The organism is Actinokineospora baliensis (assembly GCF_016907695.1).
GTDB classification, from domain to species: Bacteria; Actinomycetota; Actinomycetes; order Mycobacteriales; family Pseudonocardiaceae; genus Actinokineospora; species Actinokineospora baliensis.
Map to the genome: position 1 here is coordinate 2,535,001 of NZ_JAFBCK010000001.1, position 26,753 is coordinate 2,561,753.

The 26,753-nt window shown below is 70.6% G+C and carries 24 protein-coding genes and 2 rRNA genes (1 of these 26 running past the window's edge); 17 read left to right on the top strand and 9 right to left on the bottom strand.

Annotated features, from left to right (window positions below; all coding sequences use genetic code 11):
• The 6 genes from JOD54_RS12155 to JOD54_RS12180 all read left to right on the top strand — a co-directional run.
• Nucleotides 1–929, top strand: a 23S ribosomal RNA gene (locus JOD54_RS12155) (it extends 2,177 nt beyond the left edge of the window).
• Nucleotides 930–1,044: 115 nt separating this feature from the next.
• Nucleotides 1,045–1,161, top strand: a 5S ribosomal RNA gene (gene rrf, locus JOD54_RS12160).
• Between the two features lie 353 nt (nt 1,162–1,514).
• A complete protein-coding gene (locus tag JOD54_RS12165; protein ID WP_204450642.1) occupies nt 1,515–2,372 on the top strand; it encodes a GNAT family N-acetyltransferase in 858 nt (285 codons plus the stop codon).
• The gene (locus JOD54_RS12170) at nt 2,369–3,112 is read left to right on the top strand and encodes a type 1 glutamine amidotransferase (RefSeq protein WP_204450643.1); all 744 of its coding nucleotides are present in this window, start codon (nt 2,369–2,371) and stop codon (nt 3,110–3,112) included. Before JOD54_RS12165 ends, JOD54_RS12170 begins: the two co-directional genes overlap by 4 nt.
• A 1-nt stretch (nt 3,113) precedes the next feature.
• Nucleotides 3,114–6,086 (top strand): bifunctional [glutamine synthetase] adenylyltransferase/[glutamine synthetase]-adenylyl-L-tyrosine phosphorylase, encoded by a 2,973-nt coding sequence (locus JOD54_RS12175; RefSeq protein WP_204450644.1) that lies wholly within the window; start codon nt 3,114–3,116, stop codon nt 6,084–6,086.
• 27 nt (nt 6,087–6,113) lie between these two features.
• The gene (locus JOD54_RS12180) at nt 6,114–6,524 is read left to right on the top strand and encodes an acyl-CoA thioesterase (protein WP_204450645.1); all 411 of its coding nucleotides are present in this window, start codon (nt 6,114–6,116) and stop codon (nt 6,522–6,524) included.
• A gap of 4 nt (nt 6,525–6,528) precedes the next feature.
• On the opposite strand, the gene JOD54_RS12185 is transcribed toward JOD54_RS12180, so the two are convergent.
• The 3 genes from JOD54_RS12185 to glnA form a co-directional block, all read right to left on the bottom strand.
• Nucleotides 6,529–7,626 carry a P-loop NTPase family protein gene (locus JOD54_RS12185; protein WP_204450646.1) on the bottom strand — a complete coding sequence of 366 codons (1,098 nt, stop codon included), beginning with the start codon at nt 7,624–7,626 and terminating at the stop codon, nt 6,529–6,531.
• Between the two features lie 182 nt (nt 7,627–7,808).
• A complete protein-coding gene (locus JOD54_RS12190; protein WP_204450647.1) occupies nt 7,809–8,015 on the bottom strand; it encodes a hypothetical protein in 207 nt (68 codons plus the stop codon).
• Nucleotides 8,016–8,177: 162 nt separating this feature from the next.
• Nucleotides 8,178–9,602, bottom strand: a complete 1,425-nt coding sequence (gene glnA / locus JOD54_RS12195; RefSeq protein ID WP_204450648.1) for a type I glutamate--ammonia ligase — start codon at nt 9,600–9,602, stop codon at nt 8,178–8,180.
• A gap of 201 nt (nt 9,603–9,803) precedes the next feature.
• Between glnA and JOD54_RS12200 the strand changes: the two genes are divergently transcribed.
• Nucleotides 9,804–10,286 carry an RDD family protein gene (locus tag JOD54_RS12200; RefSeq protein WP_204450649.1) on the top strand — a complete coding sequence of 161 codons (483 nt, stop codon included), beginning with the start codon at nt 9,804–9,806 and terminating at the stop codon, nt 10,284–10,286.
• On the opposite strand, the gene JOD54_RS35530 is transcribed toward JOD54_RS12200, so the two are convergent.
• On the bottom strand, nt 10,272–11,093 hold the full coding sequence (locus JOD54_RS35530; RefSeq protein WP_204450650.1) for a GNAT family N-acetyltransferase: 822 nt from the start codon (nt 11,091–11,093) through the stop codon (nt 10,272–10,274). The genes JOD54_RS12200 and JOD54_RS35530 overlap by 15 nt on opposite strands.
• A gap of 58 nt (nt 11,094–11,151) precedes the next feature.
• On the bottom strand, nt 11,152–11,883 hold the full coding sequence (locus JOD54_RS12210; protein ID WP_204450651.1) for a DUF4191 domain-containing protein: 732 nt from the start codon (nt 11,881–11,883) through the stop codon (nt 11,152–11,154).
• 62 nt (nt 11,884–11,945) lie between these two features.
• Between JOD54_RS12210 and JOD54_RS12215 the strand changes: the two genes are divergently transcribed.
• From JOD54_RS12215 to JOD54_RS12245, 7 genes are all read left to right on the top strand, one after another.
• Complete coding sequence (locus JOD54_RS12215) at nt 11,946–14,030, top strand: ATP-dependent DNA helicase UvrD2 (RefSeq protein WP_204450652.1); 2,085 nt, start codon at nt 11,946–11,948, stop codon at nt 14,028–14,030.
• 107 nt (nt 14,031–14,137) lie between these two features.
• Entirely contained in the window at nt 14,138–14,458 is a 321-nt protein-coding gene (locus tag JOD54_RS12220; RefSeq protein ID WP_204450653.1) for a hypothetical protein, read from the top strand.
• Nucleotides 14,459–14,592: 134 nt separating this feature from the next.
• Nucleotides 14,593–14,982, top strand: coding sequence for a WhiB family transcriptional regulator (locus JOD54_RS12225; RefSeq protein WP_239573356.1), 390 nt, complete (start codon nt 14,593–14,595; stop codon nt 14,980–14,982).
• On the top strand, nt 14,979–15,194 hold the full coding sequence (locus tag JOD54_RS12230) for a hypothetical protein (protein WP_204450654.1): 216 nt from the start codon (nt 14,979–14,981) through the stop codon (nt 15,192–15,194). The genes JOD54_RS12225 and JOD54_RS12230 overlap by 4 nt, the downstream gene beginning before the upstream one ends.
• Before the next feature lie 194 nt (nt 15,195–15,388).
• Nucleotides 15,389–15,955 carry a DUF742 domain-containing protein gene (locus JOD54_RS12235; RefSeq protein WP_307859964.1) on the top strand — a complete coding sequence of 189 codons (567 nt, stop codon included), beginning with the start codon at nt 15,389–15,391 and terminating at the stop codon, nt 15,953–15,955.
• 21 nt (nt 15,956–15,976) lie between these two features.
• Nucleotides 15,977–16,843, top strand: a complete 867-nt coding sequence (locus tag JOD54_RS12240; RefSeq protein WP_204450655.1) for a class I SAM-dependent methyltransferase — start codon at nt 15,977–15,979, stop codon at nt 16,841–16,843.
• Nucleotides 16,840–17,019, top strand: a complete 180-nt coding sequence (locus JOD54_RS12245; RefSeq protein ID WP_204450656.1) for a hypothetical protein — start codon at nt 16,840–16,842, stop codon at nt 17,017–17,019. Before JOD54_RS12240 ends, JOD54_RS12245 begins: the two co-directional genes overlap by 4 nt.
• 10 nt (nt 17,020–17,029) lie before the next feature.
• Here JOD54_RS12245 and JOD54_RS12250 read toward each other — a convergent pair whose 3' ends face one another.
• On the bottom strand, nt 17,030–18,337 hold the full coding sequence (locus tag JOD54_RS12250) for an ABC1 kinase family protein (RefSeq protein WP_204456230.1): 1,308 nt from the start codon (nt 18,335–18,337) through the stop codon (nt 17,030–17,032).
• 511 nt (nt 18,338–18,848) lie between these two features.
• On the bottom strand, nt 18,849–19,922 hold the full coding sequence (locus tag JOD54_RS12255; protein ID WP_204450657.1) for a ThiF family adenylyltransferase: 1,074 nt from the start codon (nt 19,920–19,922) through the stop codon (nt 18,849–18,851).
• A gap of 110 nt (nt 19,923–20,032) precedes the next feature.
• On the opposite strand from JOD54_RS12255, the gene JOD54_RS12260 reads away from it, so the two are divergent.
• Complete coding sequence (locus JOD54_RS12260; RefSeq protein ID WP_204450658.1) at nt 20,033–20,563, top strand: M48 metallopeptidase family protein; 531 nt, start codon at nt 20,033–20,035, stop codon at nt 20,561–20,563.
• Here JOD54_RS12260 and JOD54_RS12265 read toward each other — a convergent pair.
• Entirely contained in the window at nt 20,560–21,846 is a 1,287-nt protein-coding gene (locus JOD54_RS12265) for a zinc-dependent metalloprotease (protein WP_204450659.1), read from the bottom strand. The genes JOD54_RS12260 and JOD54_RS12265 overlap by 4 nt on opposite strands.
• 97 nt (nt 21,847–21,943) lie before the next feature.
• Between JOD54_RS12265 and JOD54_RS12270 the strand changes: the two genes are divergently transcribed.
• Nucleotides 21,944–23,047 (top strand): YlbL family protein, encoded by a 1,104-nt coding sequence (locus JOD54_RS12270; RefSeq protein ID WP_307859965.1) that lies wholly within the window; start codon nt 21,944–21,946, stop codon nt 23,045–23,047.
• Here the strand turns inward: JOD54_RS12270 and JOD54_RS12275 are convergent.
• On the bottom strand, nt 23,044–23,562 hold the full coding sequence (locus JOD54_RS12275; protein ID WP_204450660.1) for a PPA1309 family protein: 519 nt from the start codon (nt 23,560–23,562) through the stop codon (nt 23,044–23,046). The two genes, JOD54_RS12270 and JOD54_RS12275, sit on opposite strands and share 4 nt — an antisense overlap.
• A 191-nt stretch (nt 23,563–23,753) precedes the next feature.
• Between JOD54_RS12275 and JOD54_RS12280 the strand changes: the two genes are divergently transcribed.
• Nucleotides 23,754–26,738 (top strand): UPF0182 family protein, encoded by a 2,985-nt coding sequence (locus JOD54_RS12280; RefSeq protein ID WP_204450661.1) that lies wholly within the window; start codon nt 23,754–23,756, stop codon nt 26,736–26,738.
• The last annotated feature ends 15 nt before the right edge of the window (nt 26,739–26,753 follow it).

A 26,753-nucleotide genomic window follows, 5' to 3' on the forward strand; every position in this document is an offset into this window, starting at 1 on the left:
GGCGTAACGACTTCTCGACTGTCTCGACCACAGGCCCGGCGAAATTGCACTACGAGTAAAGATGCTCGTTACGCGCGGCAGGACGGAAAGACCCCGGGACCTTTACTATAGCTTGGTATTGGTGCTTGGTTCGGTTTGTGTAGGATAGGTGGGAGACTGTGAAGCGCTCACGCCAGTGGGTGTGGAGTCATTGTTGAAATACCACTCTGATCGTACTGAGTGTCTAACTTCGGACCGTGATCCGGTTCAGGGACAGTGCCTGGTGGGTAGTTTAACTGGGGCGGTTGCCTCCCAAAGGGTAACGGAGGCGCCCAAAGGTTCCCTCAGCCTGGTTGGCAATCAGGTGTTGAGTGCAAGTGCACAAGGGGGCTTGACTGTGAGACTGACAGGTCGAGCAGGGACGAAAGTCGGGACTAGTGATCCGGCCATGGCTTGTGGAAGCGTGGTCGCTCAACGGATAAAAGGTACCCCGGGGATAACAGGCTGATCTTGCCCAAGAGTCCATATCGACGGCATGGTTTGGCACCTCGATGTCGGCTCGTCGCATCCTGGGGCTGGAGTAGGTCCCAAGGGTTGGGCTGTTCGCCCATTAAAGCGGTACGCGAGCTGGGTTTAGAACGTCGTGAGACAGTTCGGTCCCTATCCGCCGCGCGCGTTGGAGACTTGAGGAAGGCTGTCCCTAGTACGAGAGGACCGGGACGGACGAACCTCTGGTGTGCCAGTTGTCCTGCCAGGGGCATGGCTGGTTGGCTACGTTCGGAAGGGATAACCGCTGAAGGCATCTAAGCGGGAAGCTCGTTCCAAGATGAGGTCTCCCTCCACCTTTGAGTGGTTAAGGCTCCCAGTAGACGACTGGGTTGATAGGCTGGAGATGGAAGCCCTGTGAGGGGTGGAGTCGACCGGTACTAATAGGCCGAGGGCTTACAACGAAGAGGCTACGCATCCACTGTACGGTGTCTGAGACACCAACCACCCCACCAGGGGCAGACCACACGGTACAAGTGTGGGCGCCTAGGTGGGTTGAGGTTGATTGTTTCATAGTGTTTCGGCGGTCATAGCGGTGGGGAAACGCCCGGTCCCATTCCGAACCCGGAAGCTAAGCCCACCTGCGCCGATGGTACTGCACTCGTGAGGGTGTGGGAGAGTAGGACGCCGCCGGACAATCATTCGAGAACCCCCACCAGGATCCCTGGTGGGGGATTTCTCGTTTTCCGGCTCGCCTGCGGCATTGCGCTGGGCCCGTGGGGTGCGGGTGGGCTCGATGGGGCGAACCTGTTTTGCGCGGGGCCCCTGCGCCGCCCGTGGCAGGACCGCAAAGCTGGGGCCGAAAAGCATGGCCCTGTCCGCGCACAACGCTACGGACACCGCCACCCCACACAAAACAGGTCCGCCCCATCGAGCATTTGGGGTGGGCGGCTTCCGAGTGTCCAGTGGTTGCTTTGGGTGGGCTGGCTCCTTGGCTGATGGGGTGAAAGTCGGTCGCTGGGGTGGGGCTGGTGGGCGAGTATGGCCCGATGCGGATCGAGCGATACCAAGACGTCCGGGTGTTCTGGGGTGTGGTGGAGGGGTTCTACGCCACGGATCCCGTGCGGCACACCGTCCCGTTGACTGTCTTGAGCAGGCTGGTGGCGCTGGACGAGCCACCTGCGGGGATGGTGTTGTTGGCTGTCTTCGACGGGGATGAAGTGGTGGGGGCGACCTTTCAGTACGGGGCTTGGCCGTTGAGCCTGTCGGGTCTGGGGGTCGGGGTTCAGGGCGCGGTCGTGGAGTTCCTGCTCGAGCACGGGATCGACTTCCGGCGGGTGCAGGGGCCTCGGGACGTCACCGATTCGTTTGCTGGGGTGTGGAGCGGGGCCGCGGGCGTGGGGGTTGAGCGGGTTCGGTCCGAGCGGTTGTTCCGGCTGGGGGAGTTGGTCGAGCCGACCGTGGCGGGTGGGGTTCGGTTGGGGGCGGAGGCGGATAGCGAGCTCCTGGGGCGGTGGTGCTCGGAGTTCAGCGACGAGGCACTGGACGGGGACGAGGGGCTGCCGGACCCGGTGCAGTTCGCTCGGGACGCGTTGGCCAGCGGTCGGGGGGCGCCGATCTGGGTGGACGGGATTCCGGTGGCCATGGCGCTGGTGACCAAGCCGGTGCTGGGGATGTCGCGGATCGGGCCGGTGTACACGCCGAAGGACCACCGGGGGCAGGGGTACGGCAGCGCGGTGACCGCGGCCGCCGCGAAGTGGGCTCGGGAGCGGGGTGCGCGGGAGGTCCTGCTGTTCGCCGACCTGGACAACCCGGTGGCCAACTCGATCTACCAGCGGATCGGGTTCCGGCCGGTGTTCGAGGCCGTGGAAACGACCTTCACCGGACGGAATACTCTCGGGATGTGACGTCAGTTCTGGTTGTGCAGCTCGATGACACCGACCCGCCCGGCAAGCTGGCCGAGTGGTTGGCCGACGCGGGCGCGGACATCGTGCTCGCGCAGCCCTACCGGGAGCCCCTGCCGTCGGGTGACTACGCGGCGGTCGTTTGCCTAGGCGGGCCCATGGGAGCCAATGATGTCCTCGAGCATCCCTGGTTGGCTGACGTGCGCAAGCTGCTGTCGTCCTGTGTTGCTAAGAAGACCCCGCTGCTCGCGGTCTGCCTAGGGGCGCAGCTGCTCGCGGTCGCGACCGGCGGCGTTGTCGAAGTGGGCGCGAACGGGCCTGAGGTGGGGGGCGGGCTCGTCGCCAAGAGGGACGTGGGGTGGGCGGATCCGCTCTTCGCGGACCTGCCGATGATGCCGGACGTGGTGCAGTTCCACCACGACGCGGTCACCCGGCTGCCTGTCGACGCCGCCCTGTTGGCTTCCGCCACCCGCTACCCGAACCAGGCGTTCCGGGTGGGGCCGGTCGGCTACGGCATCCAGTTCCACATCGAGACCACCCCCGAGATGGTGTTGGCCTGGGCCGCCAACGCGCCCGAGAGCGCGGCGTGGGCCAAGCCGGGGGAGTTCGAACCGGAGCGGCTGGCCGAGTTGCACGCCGACGTCGAGGAAGCGTGGCGGCCGTTCGTGGAGCGGTTCATGCGGCTGGCCCGGGGTGACCTGGCGGCGGCCGAGACCAGCCGCCCGACGTTGCCGCTGATCTGACATGGCCGACTCCGCGCGCTCCATCTCCTCCGCTGCCCGGTTCGGGCTCACCGACCCGCGCGCCGAGCAGGACCTGCGAGCCGCGGGGCTCTGGGGCGACAACGGCCCTCAGCGGGAGGCGGTCCTCACCGCCCTGTCCCGCACCCCCGACCCGGACCTCGCGCTGCGCGGGCTCGACCGGATCCGGGAAGCGGCCCCCGAGCAGTGGGCCGAGTTGCTGGGTGAGCTGGAAGCCGATCGCAGGCTCCGCGCCCGGCTCGTCGCCGTGCTGGGTTCCTCCACCGCGTTCGCCGACTTCCTCGCCGCCCACCCCGACCAGTGGCGCCGCCTCGACGGTGGCGGTACCGCGGTCGAGGACTACACCGCCGCCCTGTACGCGGCCGTGCGGGCCGACGGTGACACCCCCATCGCTGCGCTGCGGGGCCACGAAGCCGTGCGGGCGCTCAAGTCCGCGTACCGCGGCCTGCTCATGGAGGTGGCCGCCGACGACCTCGGTCACCTCGTCGACTCGACCCTGCCCGCATCCGACTACGACGCCACGGCCAGGCAGCTCAGCGAGCTCGCCGAGGCCGCGCTCCGGGCCGCGCTGGCCGTGGCCTGGGCCGAGACCGGCGGTGCGGACACCGCGCGGCTCGCGGTCATCGCCATGGGCAAGTGCGGTGGCGGCGAGCTGAACTACGTCAGCGACGTCGACGTCGTGTTCGTCGGCGAGGACGACATCGCGGTCGCCACCAGGGCCGCGAGCACGATGATGCGGGTCGCCACCGAGGCCTGCTTCGAGGTCGACGCGGGCCTGCGCCCCGAGGGCCGCAACGGCGCGCTCGTGCGCACCCTCGACGGCCACAGCGCCTACTACAAGCGCTGGGCCAAGACCTGGGAGTTCCAGGCCCTGCTCAAGGCGCGGCCGGTCGCCGGTGACGCCGAGCTCGGGCGCGAGTACCTCGACGTGGTCACCCCGATGGTGTGGATCGCCGCCGACCGGGACAACTTCGTCCCCGAGGTGCAGGCCATGCGCAGGCGCGTGGAGGACCACGTCCCCGCCGAGCTGCTCGACCGCGAGCTCAAGCTCGGCCGCGGCGGGCTGCGCGACGTCGAGTTCGCCGTGCAGCTGCTGCAGCTGGTGCACGGCCGCACCGACGAGACGCTCCGCCTCGGGTCCACAGTGGACGCCCTGGCCGCGCTCGGCGCGGGCGGCTACGTCGGGCGCACCGACGCCGCGGAACTCGCCGACTCATACCGGTTCCTGCGGACCCTCGAACACCGCCTGCAGTTGCAGCGCTTGCGCCGCACGCACCTGTTCCCCGACGATGCCGAAACCGACGACCTGCGCTGGCTCGCCCGCGCCAGCGGCATCGGCCCCGAGCGCGGCCGCAACGCCGCGCAGGTGCTGGTCGCCGACTTCCGCCGCAACACCAACCGCATCCGCAGGCTGCACGAGAAGCTGTTCTACCGGCCGCTGCTCGAAGCCGTGTCCCGCGTTCCCACCGACCAACTGCGGCTCACGACCAACCAGGCCCACGCCCGGCTCGCCGCGCTCGGCTACAGCTCGCCGCAGGGCGCGTTGCAGCACATCAAGGCCCTCACCGAGGGCGTGTCGCGGCGTGCGGCGATCCAAACCGCGCTGTTGCCCGTCCTGCTCGACCTGCTCGGCTCCACCCCCGACCCCGACGGCGGTCTCCTCGCGTACCGCAAGGTGTCCGAGGCCCTCTCCGCGACGCCCTGGTACCTGCGGGTGCTGCGCGACGAAGGCGCCGTCGTCGAACGTCTCGCGACCCTGCTCGGAACCTCGAAGCTCGTGCCGGACCTGGTCGTGCGCGCTCCCGAGGTGCTGCGGCTGCTCGCCGAGCCCAAAGAACTCGCCGTGCGCGCCCCCGCCGAGGTCGCCGAGGCGTTGCGCGTCGCGGTGAAGCGGCACGGGTATCTCGGCAATGCCGTCGCCGCCGCGCGATCCCTGCGCAGGCACGAACTCCTGCGCATCGCGTGCGCGGACCTGCTGGGGTTCACCGATGTCCTCTCGGTCTGCGCGGCGCTCTCGAGCGTGTGGTGCGCGGTTCTGCAGGCCGCGATGGCGGCGGTCGACCGGGCCGAGGCCGCTGCGGCTGGCGGACACTTGGCCACCATCTCCGTCATCGGCATGGGCAGGCTGGGCGGCAGCGAACTCGGCTACGGCTCCGACGCCGATGTCATGTTCGTCTGCGAACCCGCGCCCGGCGTCACCGACACCGATGCCCTCAAGTACGCGGGCCGGGTCGCGCAGACCGTCCGCAAACTCCTCGGCTCACCTACCCAGGACCCACCGCTGCAGGTGGACGTCGACCTGCGGCCAGAGGGCAGGCAGGGCCCCATCGTGCGCACCCTGGAGTCCTATCGCGCCTATTACGCGCAATGGGGCGAGATCTGGGAGGCCCAGGCGCTGCTGCGGGCCCGACCGGTCGCGGGCGACGCCGACCTCGGTGCCCGGTTCATCGAACTCATCGATCCCGTCCGCTACCCCGATGGCGGCCTGGATCCCGCACAGGTACGGGAAATCCGCCGGATCAAGGCCAGGGTGGACACCGAGCGGCTGCCCAGGGGCGCCGACCCGGCCACCCACACCAAACTCGGCCGGGGCGGCCTCGCCGACGTCGAGTGGACCGTGCAACTGCTGCAGTTGCGCCACGCCAACGCCGTTCCCGCGTTGCGTACCACGTCCACAATGGACGGACTCACCGCTGCGGTCGCGGCCGACCTGCTCACCGAGGACGACGCGACCGCGCTGCGCGAGGCCTGGCTGCTGGCCACCCGGGTGCGCAACGCCGCGACTCTGGTGCGCGGCAAGCAAACCGACCAACTCCCCAGCCACGGCCGCGAACTCGCCGCCGTCGCCGCCGCCATGGGCACCCCGCTCACCGAAGACCCCGGCAAGTTCCTCGACGACTACCGCCGCACCACGCGTCACGCCCGCGCGGTTGTGGAACACGTTTTCTACGATTGAGGCGGCCCGGTCGCATAGGCTCGCGGCATGACCTGGAGCATCCGGATCCCGGTGCGCAGCTACGAGCTCGACGCCCTCGGCCACCTCAACCACGCCGTGTACCACCAGTACGCCGAGGTCGCCAGGGTCGAGGGGTTCGCGGCGGCCGGGTGCGCCTGGGACGGGCTCATCGCCGCGGGCACCGCGCCGGTACTGCTCACCTCGACCATCCACTTCCGCCGCGAACTGCGCGCCGGGGACACCGTGGACGTCGACCTGCGGATCGCCTTCGGCACCGGCAAGACGTTCAACGCCGACTCCACCATCACCCTCGACGGCACCGTCTCCGCCGAGATCACCTGCCTGCTCGGCGTGATGGACCTCAGCGCGCGGCGACTGCTGGCCGACCCCCAGGCCGTGCTCGCCGAGCACGGCCTGGACGTCGACAAGCTGGAGTGACCGGCTAGGCGAGCACCTCGTCGACCCCGTGGTCCACCAGCTGCGTGGCCTCGGCCGACTCGGCGATCGCCCGGCGCAGCAGCTCACCGGCCAGCGCGGGCGACTGCAGGTCCAGCGGCCCGTACACGGGAACGTCCAGACCGGCCTGTGCTTCGCGCACCGCCAACGGCGACGCGGTCAGCAGACCGCTCACCGCCAGCACCGGGTGCCCGCCTGCGCGCAGCCGCTGCACGCCGTAGAGCGCGCCGGAGGAGTCGGCTGCGGCGAACAGCACGCCGCTGGTGATCCGCCGGATCTCTGGGCGGTCGAGCAGTTGCGCGGTCTCCGCCTGCAGCAGGCCGTCGGCGATCTCCAGCACGATCGCGTCCACCCCGCGCGCCATCAGGTGGCCGTGCAGCAGCAACGAGCTCGACACGAGCCGTTCCAACGGGATGCGGAAGGTCGTGGCCATCCCCGCGTCGGTGAAGTCCAACGCGGCCACCGCACCCGAGTCGCGGAACAGCCACGGGTCGCCGCCCGCCGCCGTGCCGGTCAGCTTCGCCGCGCCGACGCGCAGGCCCGAACGCGACAGTCCGTGCACGAGCGAGGCGCACGTGGTGGTCTTGCCCGAGTTCATCGACGTGCCGACCACGACGAACGTCGGCGGCTTGCGCAGCGCGGGCAGCGGCGCGCCTAGCGCCAAGTCGGACACGTTGATGACGTGCCCGGTGTGGTCGCCGACCAGCCCGAGCGGGCGGACCGTCGTCGGCGCGCTCACCGCGGCGTTGCGGCTGCGCACCTTGCCGAGCACGCCACCGGCGGCCACCAGGTCGCAGGCGCCGAGGTCGTCGGGGAGTTCCGCTTCGAAGTGGTCGGGCGCGTAGCGGGCACCGTAGGCGACCAGGATCTCGTCACCGACGTAGAGCTTCGCTTTGCGGCCATCGGTCAGTTCCAGCACTTGGTGGTAGCCGACCTTGGTCACCTCCGCGAGCACCAGGTCCCCGTGCCGGGGCTGGTGATCGCTGTGGTGGACGAGGCTCAGGCTGGCGCAGCGATCGAGGTTGCGCACGGAGTAGGCCGTTTTGAGGCGTTCGACGCGCGCGGCATCAAGGGGTGCGAACATGGCTGGGTCCTCGTCGATAGCGGGGAAGCGTCCGAACGAGACGCGCACGGACGTGTGCGCGGGAGCGTAAGGCCTGCCCGGCCGACAAGGGAATCCCGTACTGGGTCTCGATTCGGGAAACACTTCTGTAACCCAGCTAACAGTGCAGGTGGGACCGGATTATCTACCTGATCGGGTGGATTTCAGGCGGGGCCCGGCCAGGCCGGGCGCACCCGCAGCGCGCACCGGTCGGTCTGCACCCCCGCCACCCCGGCCAGTGCCGCAGCCGGGTCGACCGCCCTGCGCAGCGCCGCCGCGGCGTCGGCTTCCCCGCCGGGCAACGCGTTTTCGTCGAATACGGTGACGGTGACCTCGGTGGTGACGACGTACTGGCGTCCGTTGCTGGTCATACCCCGAGCGTGCCCGCGCGCACCGCCCCGGCACATCCGGACCGGACCCGGGTTCCGCCTCAGGGTCTTCCCCTCCGGGGCCGATCGTCGGGGGTGTGCCGCAGACGGCGAACGGCCGAGGGGCGTGCAGCCCCTCGGCCGTTCGAGTCGTGCGGGTCGGGATCAGACGTCGTAGTACAGGCCGAACTCGTAGGGGTGCGGGCGCAGGCGCAGCGGGTCGATCTCGTGCTCGCGCTTGAACGCCACCCAGGTCTCGATGACGTCGGGGGTGAACACGCCGCCCTCGAGGAGGTAGTCGTGGTCGGCCTCGAGCGCGGTGAGCACCTCGCCGAGCGACGCGGGGACCTGCGCGACCTCGCGGGCCTCCTCCGGGGGCAGCTCGTAGAGGTCCTTGTCGATCGGGGCGGGCGGCTCGATCTTGTTCTTCACACCGTCGAGACCGGCCATCACGATCGCGGCGAACGCCAGGTACGGGTTGCCGGAGGAGTCCGGGCAGCGGAACTCGACCCGCTTGGCCTTGGCGTTGTTGCCGGTGATCGGGATGCGCACGCATGCGGAGCGGTTGCGCTGCGAGTAGACCAGGCTCACCGGGGCCTCGTAGCCGGGCACCAGGCGGTGGTAGGAGTTCACCGTGGGGTTGGTGAACGCCAGCAGCGACGGGGCGTGCGCGAGCAGGCCGCCGATGTAGTGGCGCGCGGTGTCGGACAGGCCCGCGTAGCCGGACTCGTCGTGGAACAGCGGCACGCCGTCCTTCCACAGCGAGGAGTGCACGTGCATGCCGGAGCCGTTGTCACCGAAGAGCGGCTTGGGCATGAAGGTGGCCGACTTGTCCGCCGCCCACGCGGTGTTCTTGATGATGTACTTGAACAGTTGCAGGTCGTCGGCGGCGTGCAGCAGCGTGTTGAACCGGTAGTTGATCTCGGTCTGGCCACCCGTGCCGACCTCGTGGTGCGCGCGCTCGACGTGGAAGCCGGAATCCTGCATCTTGAGGACCATCTGGTCGCGCAGGTCGGCGAAGTGGTCGACCGGCGGGACCGGGAAGTAGCCGCCCTTGAACCGGGTCTTGTAGCCCTTGTTGTTGCCGCCCTCGTCGGCGCCGGTGTTCCACCAGCCCTCGACCGAGTCGATCTCGTGGAACGAGCCGTTCTCGGTGTAGTCGAAGCGGATCGAGTCGAAGATGTAGAACTCCGCCTCGGGGCCGAAGTAGGCGGTGTCGGCGAAACCGGACTCGGCGATGTACTGCTCGGCCTTGCGGGCGATGTTGCGCGGGTCGCGGCTGTAGGCCTCGCGGGTGAACGGGTCGTGCACGAAGAAGTTGAGGATCAGCGTCTTCTCGATCCGGAACGGGTCGATCCGCGCGGTGTAGGGGTCGGGCAGCAGCAGCATGTCCGACTCGTGGATCGACTGGAAGCCGCGCACGGACGAGCCGTCGAAGGCCAGGCCCTCGTTGAACGCGTCCTCGTCGAAGGCGCTGGCGGGCAGCGTGAAGTGCTGCATGACGCCCGGCAGGTCGCAGAACCGGACGTCGACGAACTTCACGCCCTCGTCGGCGATGTAGCGCAAGACCTCGTCGGAAGAGTTGAACACGCTCGTTTGCTCCTTCGTCTGCTGTCTCGGGCCCAGACCGGCCCACCGCGTCACGGTCATGCCGTACCCGCTCGGTGATGACGCTAGGAGGGCGGTGTTGCCCGACCATCACCCGGATGTTTCGCCGGTGTTAACGACGGCTCGCGGCCGGTCAAGAGCATGCCGGCACGCGTGACGGTGGGCACCTTCTACGCTGGTCGGGTGAGCAGATGGACCGGTACATGGCTGTCCGGGCCCGGCGCGGGCCACGAGTCCGACGAGGGCCCCGTGCGCTATCGGGGGGAGCGGCTCGGCGCGCCGGAGCGCGGGCTCGGGTCGGTGGCCTCCACCGGGATCCGGCTCGGCGCCCTGGTGCTCGACCTCGTCCTGGCCTCGCTGGTGACCTCGGTGTTCCTGCGGCCCGACTACGACGACCCGAGCCGGATGTGGCAGTTCAACGTCTGGTCGGGCGTGGTGTGGTTGCTGATCACCGTCGCCGGGGTCGCGCTGGCCGGGTTCACCCCGGCCAAGGCGCTGCTGGGCATGCGCGTGGTCCGCATGGACGGCCAACCCCTGGTCGGCCCGTTCCGGGCGATCCCGCGCACCCTGCTCGTCGCCCTGGTCATCCCGGCGGCGATCGTCGACAAGGACGGCCGCGGCCTGCACGACAAGGTCGCCGGGACGATCGTCCTACGCACCCGCTGACGGCTCGGCCAGGTGGACGGCGGTGGCCACCGGGGTGAAGCCGACCTTGCGGTAGACCCGGTCAGCGTCATCGCCGCCCGGGGTGAGCCAGGTCAGGGTGGCTCCACCGCGCCCGGCCGCCGCCAGCACGGCGTGCGCGGTGACCAGCGCGCCGAGCCCCTTGCGCCGGTGCTGCTCGGCGGTCCCGACCCCCACGATCTCGGTGATGCCGTCGGCGACCTGCGTCCACGAAGCCACCGCCGCGGGCACACCGTCGACCTTGGCCAGCACGCTGCCCCCGTCCACGGCCTCAGGTGGCGGACCAGAGGGCAGATCCCCGTCGAAGCCGAACGCGGCACCCGCCACCTTCGCCCCGGCGATCCGGTCCGCCTCGCTGTCGACATAGCTGACGGTGACCCCGTCGACCGCGGGCGGCACCTCGGTCTCGGCGGGGTCCAAGACCATCACCGGGATCCGCATGGTGACCCGCATGCCCGCCGCTTCGAGGAGTTCCGCGGCCCCGGGACAGGCTTGCTCGATGAGCTCGAACCGCAACGTCCCCGGCGGGAAGGATTCCCTGAGCGAGGTGACCGCCCGGGTCACCTCAGCCGCATCGGCGACGACCTCCCCCGGCCTGGCCGCCACGGCGTAAGAGAGGTACGCGGGTCCATCGATGGCCAGCAACCCGGTGAACGGCCCCGCCGCAACCACCCGCCGCGTCTGCCGCAACACCGGCAGGTCATCGTCGCCCACCACCCGCCTGGCCCGGCTCAACCCGGACAACTGAGCGGCGGCGATGCGGGACGCGAGCGGATCAGCAGAAGTCACGGCCGGACGGTAGCCCCACCCGGCCCGCGCCCGCCTCCGGTTATCCGAGCGCGGATACCTACCTGCGGCGCATGGTGCGCTGGACGCTGCGCATCTTGGCGCCTGCGGGCATGGGGCCCTTGGGCATGGCGGCGCCGCGGGCGGTGATGGCGGCGAGGCGCTTCTCGACGGTGTCGATCTGGGCGGGGCGGAGGTTGTTGGGGAGCTTCATCAGGTGCCGCTGCAGTTTGCTGAGCTGGACCTGGCCCTCCTCCTTGCCCACGATGACGTCGTAGATGGGGGTGTCGCCGATGAGGCGGGCGACGCGCTTCTTCTCCTGGGCGAGGAGGGTCTTCACCCGGTGCGGGGCGCCCTCGGCGACCAGGACGACGCCGGGGCGGCCGATCACGCGGTGGATGACGTCGAGCTGGGTGGTGCCGTTGACCGCGGGGGTGACCCGCCAGCGGCCGCGCAGGAAGTTCTCCAGCACCCAGCCCGCGGCGCCCGGCTGGTCCTCGGCCTTGGCGAACTGGGTCCGCTGGACCCGCCGCCCGAGCAGGATCACGGCCGCGAGCAGGCCGAACATGACGCCGACCGGCAGCAGGTACCACTCGATGCCCAGCAGCAGGCCGATCCCGAACGCCACAGCGGCGACCAGCACGACCGCGCCGATCATCAGCGGCAGCAGCGCCTTGTCTTCCTTGCGCTGCATGTTGAACGCTTGGAAGATCTGCGCGCGCCGGGCCTTGGACGCGGCCTTGCGCGCCTGCTTGGCTTCCTTGGCCGCCGCCTTGTCCTGCTTCTGAGCCATACCCACCAGGATACGGGGCGGCCTCCCCCGGTTGGTGGGCGCGCTCTGCGAGGATGCACCGCATGGCTGGCGCGGACACGGACCTGATCGCCGGGCTCGACCCGGAGCAGCTCGCCGCGGTGCGGGCGCCGCGCGGTCCGGTGTGCGTCCTGGCGGGTGCCGGGACCGGGAAGACCAGGACCATCGTCAGCCGGATCGCGCACCTCATCGGGGCCGGGCACGTCACGGCGGGCCAGGTGCTGGCGGTCACGTTCACCGCGCGGGCGGCTGGGGAGATGCGCACCCGGCTGCGGGCCATGGGCATCGGGGGTGCCCAGGCCAGGACTTTCCACTCCGCCGCGCTGCGCCAGCTGCGCTACTTCTGGCCGCGGGTCGTCGGCGACGCGCCGTGGGAGTTGCTCGAGACGAAGTTGCGGCTGGTCGGTCAGGCCGCGCACCGGGCGGGGACGGGTACCGAGCGGGAGGCGCTGCGCGACCTGGCCAGCGAGATCGAGTGGGCCAAGGCATCGCTGGTGGCCCCCGAGGACTACCCGGCGGCGGCCGCGCGCACCCGGCGCGACACCCCGGCGGCGCCTGAGCTGGTCGCGAAGGTCTACGCCGGGTACGAGTCGTTGAAGAACGCCGCCAGGGTGCTCGACTTCGACGACCTGCTGCTGCACACCGCGGCGGCGTTGGAGGAGCACAGCGAGGTCGCCGAGGAGTTCCGCGACCGGTACCGCTGCTTCGTCGTCGACGAGTACCAGGACGTCACCCCGCTGCAGCAGCGCGTCCTCGACGCCTGGCTAGGCCGCCGCGACGACCTCACGGTCGTCGGTGACGCCAACCAGACCATCTACTCGTTCGCGGGGGCTTCGCCACGCCCGCTGCTCGACTTCACCCGCCGCTTCCCGGAGGCGGCCGTCATCCGCCTCGAACGCGACTACCGGTCGACGCCCGAGGTCGTGTCCCTCGCCAACCGGGTCATCTCCGCGGCGCGCGACCGGCCGGCGGGGTCGCGGTTGAAGCTGATCGGCCAGCGCCCGGCGGGGCCCGAGCCGCGCTTCGCCGAGTACGACGACGAGCCCGCCGAGGCGGCCGCGGTGGCCGCGCGGGTCAAGGAGCTCGTCGACGCGGGGACCCCGCTGAGCGAGATCGCCGTGCTCTACCGCATCAACGCCCAGTCAGAGGTGTACGAGCAGGCGTTGACCGAGCTGGAGATCCCCTACCTGGTGCGCGGCGGTGAGCGCTTCTTCGCCCGCCAGGAGATCCGTCAGGCAATGGCCGCCCTGCGGACCGCGGCGGTACGCCCACTTGAGGGTGATCTGCCAGCGGTCGTTCGCGAAGTTCTCGGACCTATAGGTCTCACCGACGAGCCCCCCGCGGGTGGATCTGCCCGTGAGCGTTGGGGGTCGTTGTTAGCGCTGGTCGAGCTGGCGGAGGAGCTGATCGCCGTGCTCCCCGGCGCAGACCTACCGCGCTATGTCTCCGAGCTCGACCAGCGTGCCCAGGCGCAACACCCGCCGACGGTCGAAGGCGTCACCCTCGCCTCCCTGCACGCGGCGAAGGGCCTGGAGTGGGACGCCGTGTTCCTCGTGGGCCTGACCGACGGCACTATGCCGATCCAGCACGCCGACGGTGACGACGTCGCCATAGAAGAAGAGCGTCGGCTGCTCTATGTAGGTGTCACCCGTGCGCGTGAACATCTGGCGTTGTCCTGGGCGCTTGCCCGCGCCGAGGGCGGCAAGCGCTACCGCAGGCGAAGCCGGTTCCTCTACGGCCTCATCCCGGAGAACCACCCGACCGCCCGGATCGCCGCGTCGCGGCAGCGGGAGCTGCCCCGGCAGGCGATGGGGCGCGGGATGAACCCCGTCCGGTACTGCCGGGTGTGCGGGGACAAGCTGGTCGGGACGATGCCGGTGAAGCTGGGCCGGTGCGAGAGCTGCCCATCTGACCTGGACGAAGGCCTGCTGGAGCGGCTGCGCGAGTGGCGGCTGGAGCGGTCCAAGGGGCTGAAGGTCCCGGCCTACGTGATCTTCACCGACGCGACGCTGCTGGCCATCGCCGAGCAGCGACCAGCTGATCGGGCCGCGCTGGTGGCCATCTCGGGCGTCGGCGCCAGCAAGCTGGACCGGTTCGGCGCCGAGGTGCTGGCGATCACCGGGGGCTGAGCGCCACCCGGGTGAGGTGTGACCGGGGTCACGGGAAGTTCTGGAAATTGGGTTGCACGGCCTCTGCCAGGGCCAATAACCTGCTGTGGCAGGCACGAAGTGCCCGCGTGAACCCGTCCGAAGTCGAGTCCAACGGTAGCAGGAAGGTGGTGGCCCCCGTGGTGATCTTCATGACGAATGCGGCCGCTCGTTTCCCGCTGTCCGCGGGCAGCGGCTCTCGTGCGTGCGCCACCGGTGGGCTGCTACCCACCGCCGCGTGGCCGCGTGAGCGGGGCATCGGCGCCGGTGTCCACACCGGCAGCCCGAAGCTGACCCCCGTTCAGACGGCTGGGGCCGTCTTCGCCGATCGAGAGCAGACCACCCAGGTCCGCTCGATCGATCTCGTCGTCACCAAGTACACGTCCGCAGCCTCAGGCTGGGGGACTTGACGCCTGTCAAGAAACCTCCAGGCCCGAGGCCGCGGACTCCGATACCGGAATCCGCGGCCTTTTTCTTTGCCATGAACCAGACATCGCCACGCCACCAGGTTTCCCCAGCACCAACGCCACAGGAGTTCACCACCATGAGTACCGCCACCGCTGCCCTGCCAGGGGCAGCGTTCACCGACCTGATGAGCCCGCAGGGCACAGGGGTCAGCGAGCTGCTCGACGCGGCTCCCTCGGCCGGGCTCGACCTGCCCTGCCGTTCCACCGACAACCCGGACCTGTGGTTCGCCGACGCTCCCACCGAGCTCGAGCGCGCCAAGGTCCTCTGCGGCGACTGCCCCGTTCGGGCGGCCTGCCTCGCCTCCGCCCTTGCCCGGCACGAGCCGTGGGGCGTCTGGGGTGGCGAGATCTTCGAGCGCGGCGCGGTCATCGCCCGCAAGCGGCCGCGTGGCCGCCCGCGCAAGGAGGACCTCGCCCGGGACGCCGCCGAGCGCTCCGCTCGCCAGCAGGACGAGGTCGCCGCATGAACGCGCTGCTGAAAGACCCGATGTTCGACTTCAAGCCAGGGGGTTTCCCGCAAATGCTGCTCTATGAAGACATAGCCCGGTGCCGAAGGCTCGAGGCGGAGCAGGTGGCGCGTGCGCACCGCCTGATCCGCCAGCTGAGCTCAGCCAGGCGCTGGCGTCGGATCTCCACCTGGGCGGCCAAGCGCGCCGATCGCGCCACCGCCGGTCTGTAGTCCGCACCCAACCCGAAGCCCACCGCGGTCACCGCCGCGGTGGGCTTTCGGCCGTTCGGGTGGAGAAACACGGTGGCAACGCCGATGTCATCTCCGGTGCCCAGACCGGCGCTACCGTGGCGGTCCCTGTCCACGATCAGCGTCTGGACGTGGTGATGCACAGCGATGACGCGAACGCAGCTGGTGGTGACCGTGTGCGCGGGGTCGAGGTCGGGCGCACCGGCGCCCGGTTCGGCCCGCCCGGTCACTGGCGCGGTACCGACGCCGAGGACGCCGCCGAACCCGGGGTGGCCGGGGCCGACATCGGCCAGGTCGGCGCCCGCTTCGGTTCCCGCAGGCGGCGCGGGAACGCCGAGCCGGAACCCGAGCCCGAGGTCGTCGTCCCCGAGCAGGCGCCCGCGCTCGACGAGCTGACCGACGACGAGTGGGTGTCGCGCCCGCAGGCGCACGCCCTGGTCCGGCCCTACGCCTGGACCGGTGGCCGCACCCGCGCCCGCGCCGACCTGGCGGTCGAGGCCCTGGTCAGCACGGTCGAGGTGCCAAGGCGCGCGTCGTGGGAGCACCGGATGATCACCGATCTGTGCCTGAGCCCGCGCTCGGTCGCCGAGGTCGCCGCGCTCATCTCGGTGCCGCTCGGGGTGGCCCGCGTGCTGATCACCGACCTGGCCGACCGGGGGGTGCTCACCGTGCACGAGGTCGCCGACGACACCCCCGACCTGGCCTTCATGAGCCGCGTCCTGTCGGCCCTGCGCAAACTCTGACTTCCGCCTAGCGTCGAACCCATGGCGCACGCCCACTCGCACGACCAGCTCGACTGGTCCGCCCGGCTCGGCCCGATGCGCCGCGCCGACGAGGTCGAGTCCGACGTCCTGCGCACCGTGGCCCGCCGCCTGCTCGCCCTGCTCCCCGCGCGTCCGGTCGTGGTGGACGTCGGGTCCGGCACCGGCGGGATGGCCTGCGCGCTGGCCGAGGAGATGGGCGACGAAGGCGGCCGGATCGTGCTGGTCGACAGCGAACCGGCCCTGCAGGCGGTCGCCGAGGCGCGGGTCCGCGAGGTCGTGGGTGACCGGGTGGACGTGGTGACCGTGCTCGGGGACGCCATGGAGCTCGCCGACCTGGTGCCGCCCGCGGATCTGCTGTGGGCCTCCGGGGTCGTGCACCACCTGCCCGACCAGCTCGCCTGCCTCACCGCGCTCGCCGGGCTCCTGCGTCCCGGCGGGTTGTTCGCGCTGCGCGAGGGCGGGCTCAACACCCGCTGCCTGCCGTGGGACCTGGGGCTGGGGGAGCCCGGCCTGCAAGACCGCCTCATCGCCGCCCGCGACGCTTGGTTCGCCCAGTTGCGCGCGACGATGCCTGACTCGGTGCGGCTGCCGCTCGGGTGGAACCTCGCGCTGGTCAAGGCGGGTTTGGTGGACGTGGCGTCCTTCAGCTACCTGGTGGACCTGCCCGCGCCCGCCCCGGCCCCGGTCCGGCACGCGGTGGCCGACTGGCTGGGCGGGCTGGCCGCGGTCGCCGGTCCGGGGTTGGCGCAGTCCGACCAGACGACGTTGCGCCGGTTGCTCGACCCGGACAGCCCGGACTGGGTCGTCGACCGCAACGACGTGTTCGTGCTGGGTGCCTCGACGGTGTACCTGGGGTCGGTAGCGTGAACGCCGTGGAACCGACCTGTTCGCTGTGCGGCCGACTCCGGTCCGCCGAGACGGCTGTGGCGGCGCTGGCGTGGGTGGCCGAGCAGGACGAGCGCGGGATGACCTGGTTGTGCCCGGCGTGCGCGCGCAAGCACGTGCGCGACATCGAGGGGAAGCTGCCCGCCGAGTACTGGTGAGCGGGTGCCGCTAGTCCTCTTCGGCGAACCCGGGCTGCCACCGCGTGATGATCTCGCGCATGGAGAACCGCGCGTCAAGTTGGCACAGGATGCCGGTCGCGCCCGCGGTGACGCGCTGGATCAGCAGGTACTGCGGCGGCAGGTTCAGCGACCGGCCCGTCTTGAAGTCCTGACCCCGCAGGTCACCGACCCGTTCCGCCTGGCGCTGCATCCACGCCCTGCTGAAGTGGAACGTCTCGACCGACGCCGGTTCGGCGAACGGCGCCAGGTACGCCAGCACGTGCTCCGGGTCGAGCCGCATCCCGTCGCGGATGAAGCCCTCGTCGCGCATCAGCTCCATCAGCTCGGCCGAGCGGCCCTGCAGGGAGAGCCGGGTCATCATGCCCAGCGGCTTGGGCAGGCCCTCCGGGAGCCGGGCGACGGCGCCGAAGTCGATCACGCACAGGCGGCCGTCCTCGGTGAGCATGAAGTTGCCCGGGTGCGGATCGGAGTGCAGCAGGCCGACGCGGGCGGGGGACGAGAAGTGGAACTCGGACAGCAGCGTGCCCGCGTGGTCGCGTTCCTCCCGGGTGCCGTCCCGGATGATGCCCGCCAGTGGGCGGCCGTCGACCCACTCGGTGATGGTCACCTTGGGGGCGCTGGCCACGACCCGGGGGACCAGGACCCGCGGGTCGCCCGCGAACGCCTTGGCGAAGGCGCGCTGGTTGCCCGCCTCGGCGCGGTAGTCGAGCTCCTCGACCATGCGGTCGGTCAGCTCCTGCAGCAGGGGTTTGATCTCCATCCCCGGCGCGAACGGCTGGAACAGCCTGCTGAAGCGCTGCAGCTGCCGCAGGTCCGACAGGAGCGCTTCGTCCGCGCCCGGGTACTGCACCTTGACCGCGACCCGCCTGCCGTCGTGCCACACCGCCCGGTGGACCTGCCCGATGCTGGCCGCCGCGGCCGGGGTGTCGTCGAACTCGGCGAAGCGCGCGGCCCAGCCCCGGCCCAGCTGCTGGGCCAGGACCCGGTGCATCACCTGCGCACTCATCGGCGGCGCCGCCGCCTGCAGCTTCGTCAACGCCTCGCGGTAGGGCTCGGCCATCTCGTCGGGCACCGCCGCCTCGAACACCGACAGCGCCTGCCCGAACTTCATCGCCCCGCCCTTGAGCTGCCCGAGCACGGCGAACAACTGCTCGGCGGTGCGCGCCGACAGCTCGGCGCTGACCTCCTCGGCGCTCTGCCCGGCCAGCCGCTTCCCCCAGCCGCCCACCGCCCGCCCCGCGACGCCCAGCGGGATGCTGGCCAGCCGCGCGGTCCGAGCGACGGTCTTGCGTGGCATCTCGGTCACCCCGCGATTGTCCCTTGTCCCCCGCCACGATCGCAGGCGAATAGCCCTCGGGTCTCGACAACCGCCGACAAACAGCCACCGCGGGCAGACCCCCGCCACCACCCAGCCACCCCGCGTGACCGTCGACCAGGCCCGCACCCGCGAGCACGGCTACCCGCCCACGGCCATCGCGAGCACACCGGCGCCTGCGAGTGCGGGCTGCTAGCCGCGCCGCCCGCGCCGCACGAACCGGCGCCGACGCACGCTGCTCACGCCTTCCCCGCCGCCTACCACGGCCTGCCTGAAGCAATCAGCACGTGGCCGCCCGCACGTCGCCTCCCACGAAGGGCGTGCCCGCCACTCACGGCCCCGCTTGCCCTACGAGTGCGGCTGCCCTCCCGTGAGCGCCACCCACGAAGGCAGCCCCGGCAAGCACGGATTGCCACCCGCGAAGGCCCGCTCGCCCTGCGAGCGTGGCCGGTGCACCGCACCTTGCCCGCCGCGGCGGGCAAGGTGCGGTCTACTACCCCGTCGCGGCTGGGCGGCTGTGGCGGAGGAGGTGGCGGTAGGTGGGGCGGGTCACTGCTCCGCAGGAGCAGTCGGGGTGGGGTTGCCAGCGGCGGTGGTCCACCGCGGCGGTGAAGGGGTTGATCTCCAGGGTCGTGTTCCAGGTTCGGGGCGGGTGGGCGGTCGGGTCTCGGAGCCAGGACACGGCGTGCAGGACCTGGGTGACGGCTAGGCCAGCGGTGAAGTGCGCGGTGGCCACGTCCGTTTGTTGCGGGTGGCCTGCCAGTTGGGTCGCGACTCTTGGCCAGCACGGGTCGAGGTCTGTCCGGTGGTGGTCGGCGCAGCGCAGGCAGCTGCTCACGCCGGGGACGACGAGGGGGCCGACGATCCCCACGCCGTCGCGGACGCGGACCGCCAGGTGGGTTTGGCCTTCGGCGACCAGGTCCGCCACCGTTGACGGGTCTGGGACCACGGCGTCGGCGAGGACCACCAGGTCTGGCCGGATCCGGGCGAACCGCCGGACTCCTGCCGTCGCTTCGGCCCGTTGGACGGCTTCCGGTCCGGCGACCTGGCGCGGGCGGCCGATGTCCTCGACCAGGTACCCGGTGCCCACGTCCTCGGCCAGCACCGTCCCCTTGGCCGACAGGTGCAGCCGGCCCACCCCGGCCACTGCGAGCAGGCTGGCCACGGCGACGGCGAGCCTGCCGTCACCGCGGACCTGCACGCGGTACCCGGATCGCGCGGCGGGCGGCGGCAGGCCGGGGTGCAGTGCCGCTGTCACCTCGTCGCCCGCCAGCCGCAGTGGGGTGGGTGGGCCCTCGGCGGCGGCGTCGTCGAGCAGGTTGTGGTCGGCGAGTTCGGCCAGCAGGTCCAGCAGAACCCCCTGGTGCGGCCCTACGTCCGCCGCCACCTCGTCGGTCGTGCGGCCGCCGGTGAGCCCGGTCGCCGCTGTGACGACCGGTTCGGGCAGGCCGCTGACGACCAGTGCCCGACGGGGGTCGAGGCCGATCTGGAGTTCACCGGAGCGGCGCCGCAGCACCGCGAGCCCGGCCCGCAGTCGGGGCCGGTGTGGAAGGGTCCGTTCGCGCATGGGACAAGGGTGCCGGGTTCGGCCGAACGGCGGATCGAGTTGTCCACAGGTGCAGAGTCACACCCGCCCGGTCCTCCCGCGTTGTCGGTGTCTCCCCTTACGGTTGTGCCGTGGCCGAACCCCGCGTCGAGGTGCGCAGGAGCAAGCGCAGAACCCGCACCGTCACGGCATACCGCGAAGGTGACACCGTGATCGTCCTCATCCCGGCGAGGCTGTCCAAGAAAGAAGAAGCCCACTGGGTCCAGGAGATGCAGCGCAGGCTGCTGCGCAACGAGACCAAGCGGCGCTCACCCGCGCGCAGCTCCGACGCGGCGCTGCTCGAGCGCTGCGGCGAGCTCTCCGCGGACTACTTCGACGGCCAGTGCCTGCCCCGCTCGGTCCGCTGGGTGCCGCCCATGCGCACCCGCTGGGCCTCGTGCACCCCGGTCGACCGCACGATCCGGGTCAGTGAGCGGTTGCGCGAGGTCCCCGCGTGGGTGCTCGACTACGTGCTGGTGCACGAGTTGGCGCATTTACTGGTACCCGGACACGGCGAGGACTTCTGGGAACTCGTCCACGCGTACCCCAAGACCGAGCGCGCCGTCGGCTACCTCGAGGGCCTTTCAGCCGCCGCGGGCTGGGGGATCGCCACCGAGGACTAGTCGTCCTTGGGCTCGTCGGTGCGCTCCAGTTGGGCGATCGGGTCGTCGGCGGGCCCGGTCGCGCTGAGGCGGTCGCTGAAGTCGAGGGGTTCGTCGAGGTCCTCGGCGGTGGGCATCAGGTCGGGGTGCGCCCACAACCCGTCACGCACGTCGATGCCGTGCTTGTCGGTGACCAGTCGCCACAGGTTCGTCGCGGCGCGCAGCCGCCGGGGCCGCAGCTCCAGGCCGACCAGCGTGGCGAAGGTCTGCTCGGCGGGACCACCCGAGGCGCGGCGGCGGCGCAGCGTCTCGCGCAGGGCCTCCGCACCGGGCAGCCGGTCGGTGACCGCCTCGCCGACCACCAGGTCCACCCAGCCCTCGACCAGGGCGAGCAACGTCTCCAACCGGGCGAGCGCGGCCTGCTGCTCCGGGGTCGTCTTCGGCTCGAGCATCCCCGAGCGCATGGCCTGCTCGATGCTCTCCGGGTTCGCCGGGTCGACCTGGGTCGCCAGCTGCTCCAGCGCCGAGATGTCGACCTTGATCCCGCCCGCGAACTCCTCGACCGCGCCGAGCAGCCGTTGCCGCAGCCACGGCACGTGCGCGAACAGCCGCTGGTGGGCGGCCTCGCGGGCGGCGATGAACACCAGCACCTCGCTGGCGGGCCGCTCCAGGCCCTTGGTGAACTCCTCGATGTTGGCCGGGAGCAGCGCCGCGGTGGCGTTCGGGCCGAGCGGCAGCCCGATGTCGCTGACCGTCAGCACCTCCGACCCCAGCTGCGCCAGCGCGTTGCCCAGTTGCGACCCGAAGGCCATGCCGCCCATCTGCCCGACCATCGCCAGCAGCGGACCTGCCTGCTGCTTGGCCTCGGCGGGCAGCGCCTCCACCCACGCCCCGGCCATCCGGCGGGCGACCGGGTCGCACAGCCGCTGCCAGGTCGGCAGCGTGTGCTCGACCCAGTCGCGGGCGGTCCACGCCTTGGTGGTGGTGGCCCCGACCGGCAGTGTCGTCACCGGGTCCAGCCACATCTCGGCCAGGTGCACCGCGTCGGTGACGGCGGTGGTGGCCTCGGCGGGTGCGGTGAAGCCGATCTGCCCGGCGAGCTTCTGCACGGCGATCTGCTTGGCCAGGTCGTAGTTGACCGGCCCGGTCGAGGACCCCGCCTGGCTCATCATCTGGCCGAGCTGGCTGAGCATCTGCCCGAGCTGGTCGAACGGGTTCTCCTGACCGCCGCCGCCAGGCTTGCCGCCGCCCTTGCCGTCACCATCGGGGTCCGGCACGCTGAAGCCGAACGGGAACTCGCTCATGTCTCCACGGTACGCGGCGTCGACCGGCCCGTGCCCTCCGGTGAACTCGGCCCGTCCGGTGATCCGCTCTCGGTGAACGCCCGTACCCTGTGGCGTCGTGAGCACCGCACCGGAGTCACCCGCCGCGCACCCCGCCGAGCACGAGCAGCCCACCGTGCGGGCGGCGCTCACCCGGCGCGGCTGGACGATGGTGGTCAGCGCGGTGGTGACGGCCGCGTTGCTGCTGGTCGGCCTGCTGGTGCCGATCCCGTACGTCTCGCTGGGACCCGGCCCGACCTACGACACCCTCGGGTCGGTCGAGGGCGTGCAGGTCGTGCAGATCGAGGGCGAGCCCAGCCACCAGACGACCGGTCAGCTGCGGATGACGACGGTGTCGGTCAACGACGAGATCACCCTCTTCGGCGCGCTGGGCCTGTGGGTCAGCGGCCGCTACGCGCTGGCCCCCCGCGAGGACTACTTCCGCCCGGGTGAGACCGAAGAGGACATCGACCGGCAGAACACCAAGATGTTCCAGGACTCCCAGAGCAACGCCGAGATCGCCGCGCTGCGGCACCTGAAGTACCCGATGAAGGTCATCGCCCAGGAGATCACCTCGGGCGCGCCTGCCGACAAGGTCCTGGCGCCGGGGGACCAGCTGATCCAGGTCAACGGCAAGAAGGTGGCCGCGGCCGCCGACGTGCGCGGGGCGCTGGCGGGCACCACGCCGGGGCAGAGCATCGACATCACCTACAAGCGTGACGGTCAGGAGAAGACCGCGAGCATCACCCTGGCCAAGGCCACCGACTTCGGGCAGGACGAGCGCCAGGAGGGGTTCATCGGCCTGGGCGCGGGGGAGCGCCCGGACGTGGACTTCAAGACCACCATCCGGCTGCAGAACGTCGGCGGCCCGTCAGCGGGCTTGATCTTCGCGCTGGCCATCATCGACCGGCTCACCGACGACGACCTCGCGGGCGGCGCCACGATCGCGGGCACCGGTGAGATCGACGCCGAGGGCAACGTCGGCCGCATCGGGGGCATCCCGTTCAAGATGGTCGCCGCCAAGGAGGCGGGCGTGAGCGTGTTCCTGGTGCCCGAGGGCAACTGCGCCGAGGCCAAGGACAACGCGCCGGACGGGCTGCGGCTGGTGAAGGTGTCCACCCTCGACGGTGCGGTCCAGGCACTCAAAGACATCAAGGCCGGGCGCCCGGTCCCCAGCTGCTAGCCGCGCAGCGTGTCCAGCAGCGCGGCGGTGAGGTTCTCGGCGAGACCCGGGTGTTCGACGACCTCGTCCACCCCGTCCTCGCCCGCGCGCAGCCGCAGGACGCAGGCGGTCGAGCCGTCGCGCAGCACGGCGGCGACCAGTCGGGCCTCGCGCGCCGACGGGTGGTTGGCCGCGGCCGCGCTGATCGAGTCCTGGTCGGTGTCGGGCAGCTCGGCCTCCGCTTCCGGCGGGAGCATCAAGATCTCCTGCACCAGCGCGCACCCCGCGACCGCCTCCGGCCACATGATCGTCCCCAGTGCGGCGCCGAGGTCGCCGTCGGGCAGTTCCTCCTGCGCGACCGGGGTCAGCGCGGCGGCCTGGTCGACCTGGCCCACCAGGTCGGGCTGCTCGCGCAGCAGGTCCTCGGTGGGGACCAGCGCGAACAGTTGCGGGCGCTGGTCCCAGCCCCCGGTGGCGACGAAGTCCTCGACCTCGCGGGCGGCGGCGGGCAGGTCCTGGGTGCTCACGGCGCACATGGTCGCACCGGCCGCCGACCAGGCCGCGGCTGCCCCCGCGACACCTCGAGTTGTCCACAACCCGCCCGGTCATCCACACATAACGGACACCCGAACGGGAACCCGGACCGGCCCTAATAGAGTTGAACAACCTGGACGGGCCAGCTCGTCCGGTGTGAACGTCGAAAGCCAGCGACTCTGGAGCGTGCCCAGTGGCCACTCGGCCCCCGATCGGTCTGCCGAAGCTGTCCCGGCGCAGTCGGATCCTGCTCATCATCGCCGCCGCGTTGATCCTGCTGCTGTTGGTCGGGTCCCGGCTGCTCAGCACCTATGTGAACTGGCTGTGGTTCGGTGAGGTCGGGTTCACCTCGGTGTTCACCACCGTGCTGTGGACCAGGATCGTGTTGTTCTTCGCCGTGGGCGCGCTCGTCGGCGGGCTGCTGGCGGTGAGCCTGTGGGTGGCCTACCGCTCGCGACCGGTGTTCGTGCCGGTGTCCAGCGCGGACGACCCGCTCGCCCGCTACCGCTCCACGGTGGTGCAGCGGGTCCGCCTGTTCGGCATCGGCCTGCCGGTCATCATGGGACTGATCGCAGGCTCGGCCGCGCAGTCGGACTGGCAGCAGATCCAGTTGCTGCTCAACGGCGGCGACTTCGGCATCAAGGACCCGCAGTTCCAGATCGACATCGGCTTCTACGCCTTCACCCTGCCGTTCATCACCTGGCTGATCAACTGGCTGTTCGTGGCGGTCGCCGTCGCCTTCTTCGGCGCGCTGATCACGCACTACCTCTTCGGCGGGATCCGCCTCGCTGGCAAGGGCGGCCAGCTCGCCGCGCCCGCGCGGATGCAGCTGTCGATCACCGCGGGCGTGTTCGTGCTGATCTACGCGGTCGACTACTTCTTCGAGCGCTACGAGCTGCTGTTCAACAAGCACGACCTGTTCAGCGGCGCGAACTACACCGACCTCAACGCGGTGCTGCCCGCCAAGCTCATCCTGATGTTCATCGCGGCCTTCTGCGCGGTGGCCTTCTTCGCCGGTGCGTTCCTGCGCAACCTGCAGCTGCCCGCGATCGCCACCGCGCTGCTGATCCTCTCCGGCATCCTGGTCGGCGCGGCGTGGCCCGCGGTCATCCAGCAGTTCTCGGTGCGGCCCAACGAGAACGCCAAGGAATCGCTGTCCATCCAGCGCAACATCGACGCCACCAGGGCGGCCTACGGGCTGACCGAGAAGAACGTCAAGACCGAGGACTACGCGGGCACCACCACCGCCGCGCCGGAGAAGATCCGCTCCGAGCAGAGCAGCCAGAACACCATCACCAACGTGCGCCTGCTCGACCCGAACATCCTCGCGCCGACCTTCACCCAGCGCGAGGGCCGGGAGAACTTCTACGGCTTCCCGGAGAAGCTCGACGTCGACCGCTACACCATCGACAACAAGACCCAGGACTACATCGTCGCCGCGCGCGAGATCAAGACCTCCGGGCTCACCGAGACCCAGGGCGGCTGGATCAACCGGCACATGGTCTTCACCCACGGCAACGGGTTCGTCGCCGCGCCAGCCAACACCATCAACTCGGCGCTGCAGGACTCCAACGACCAGGGCGGCTACCCGGTCTTCAAGGTCAGCGACCTGACCAACGACGGCCCGATCAAGGTCACCCAGCCGCGGATCTACTTCGGTGAGCTGGCCACCGACAACTACGCCATCGTCGGCGGCAAGGACAACGGCCGCCCGCTGGAGTACGACACCTCCACCAGCACCTTCGGCTACGACGGCGCTGGCGGCGTGCCGATCGACGGGCTGTTCAACAAGCTCGTCTTCGCCGCGCACTACACCGAGCGCAACATCCTGTTCTCGTCGCAGATCGGCGAGGGCGCCAAGATCATGTACAACCGCAACCCGCGCGACCGGGTGAGCGCGGTGGCGCCCTGGCTGACCCTCGACGGCGACCCGTACCCCGCGGTGGTCAACGGCCGGATCCTGTGGATCATCGACGGCTACACCACCCTGGAGAACTACCCGTACGCGCAGCGGACCGCGCTCGGCGAGGCCACCACCGACTCCCTCGACGGCGTGGTGCGCCAGGACAACCGCACGATCAGCTACATCCGCAACTCGGTCAAGGCCACCGTCGACGCCTACGACGGCGCGGTGAAGCTGTACTCGATCACCGACGACGACCCGGTGCTCAAGGCGTGGCAGGGGGTCTTCCCGGGCACGGTCTCGCCGTCCTCGGAGATCTCCGACGAGCTGCGCTCGCACTTCCGCTACCCGGAGGACCTGTTCAAGGTCCAGCGCGAGCTGCTGTCGAAGTACCACGTGTCCGACGCGGCGGAGTTCTTCTCGCAGAAGACCTTCTGGAACGTCCCGGCCGACCCGACCGAGGACGGCGCCTCCAACGCCACCAACGACGGCGCCAAGCAACCGCCGTACTACGTGCTCGCCCAGGCGCCCGGTCAGACCAAGGCGACCTTCCAGATCACCAGCGCGCTCAACTCGCTGAACCGGCAGTTCCTCGCCTCGTGGGTGTCGGTTTCGTCTGATCCGGCGGATTACGGGCAGATCCGGGTGTTGCGACTACCCACCTCCGGCACGGCCCAAGTGGAGGGTCCCGGTCAGGTGCAGAACCGGTTCCAAACCACACCCGAGGTCGCGGAGAACAGAACGCTGTTCAACAACCCCAGCGTCGCGCCGCGGTTCGGCAACCTGCTGACGCTGCCGGTGGCGGGCGGGCTGCTGTTCGTCGAGCCCATCTACATCCAGCGCAAGGACGCCAACGCGTTCCCGCAGCTGGCCAGGGTCCTGGTGTCCTTCGGCAACAAGGTCGGGTTCGCGCCGACCATCGACGAGGCGCTCGACGAGGTGTTCGGCAAGGGCACCGGTGACACGGCGACCAAACCGGGCGACCCGACGACACCGCCGACCAGTTCCACCACGCCGCCGTCCACGACGACCACCACGCCACCGCCCGGCGGCGGGGGGACGGAGCTGGACCAGGCCGTGCAGGCCCTCAACACGGCCATCGCGCACCTGCGGCAGGCCCAGCGCGACGGTGACTTCACCGAGCAGGGCAAGGCACTGGCCGAGTTGGACGCCGCCGCCAAGCAGTACGACGCGGCCAAGGCCAAGGCGGGCCAGACCACCACACCGTCCTCACCCGGCGCATCACCCTCACCCACCCCGGCCCCCGGCGGCTGACCGCCGCCCCGAACC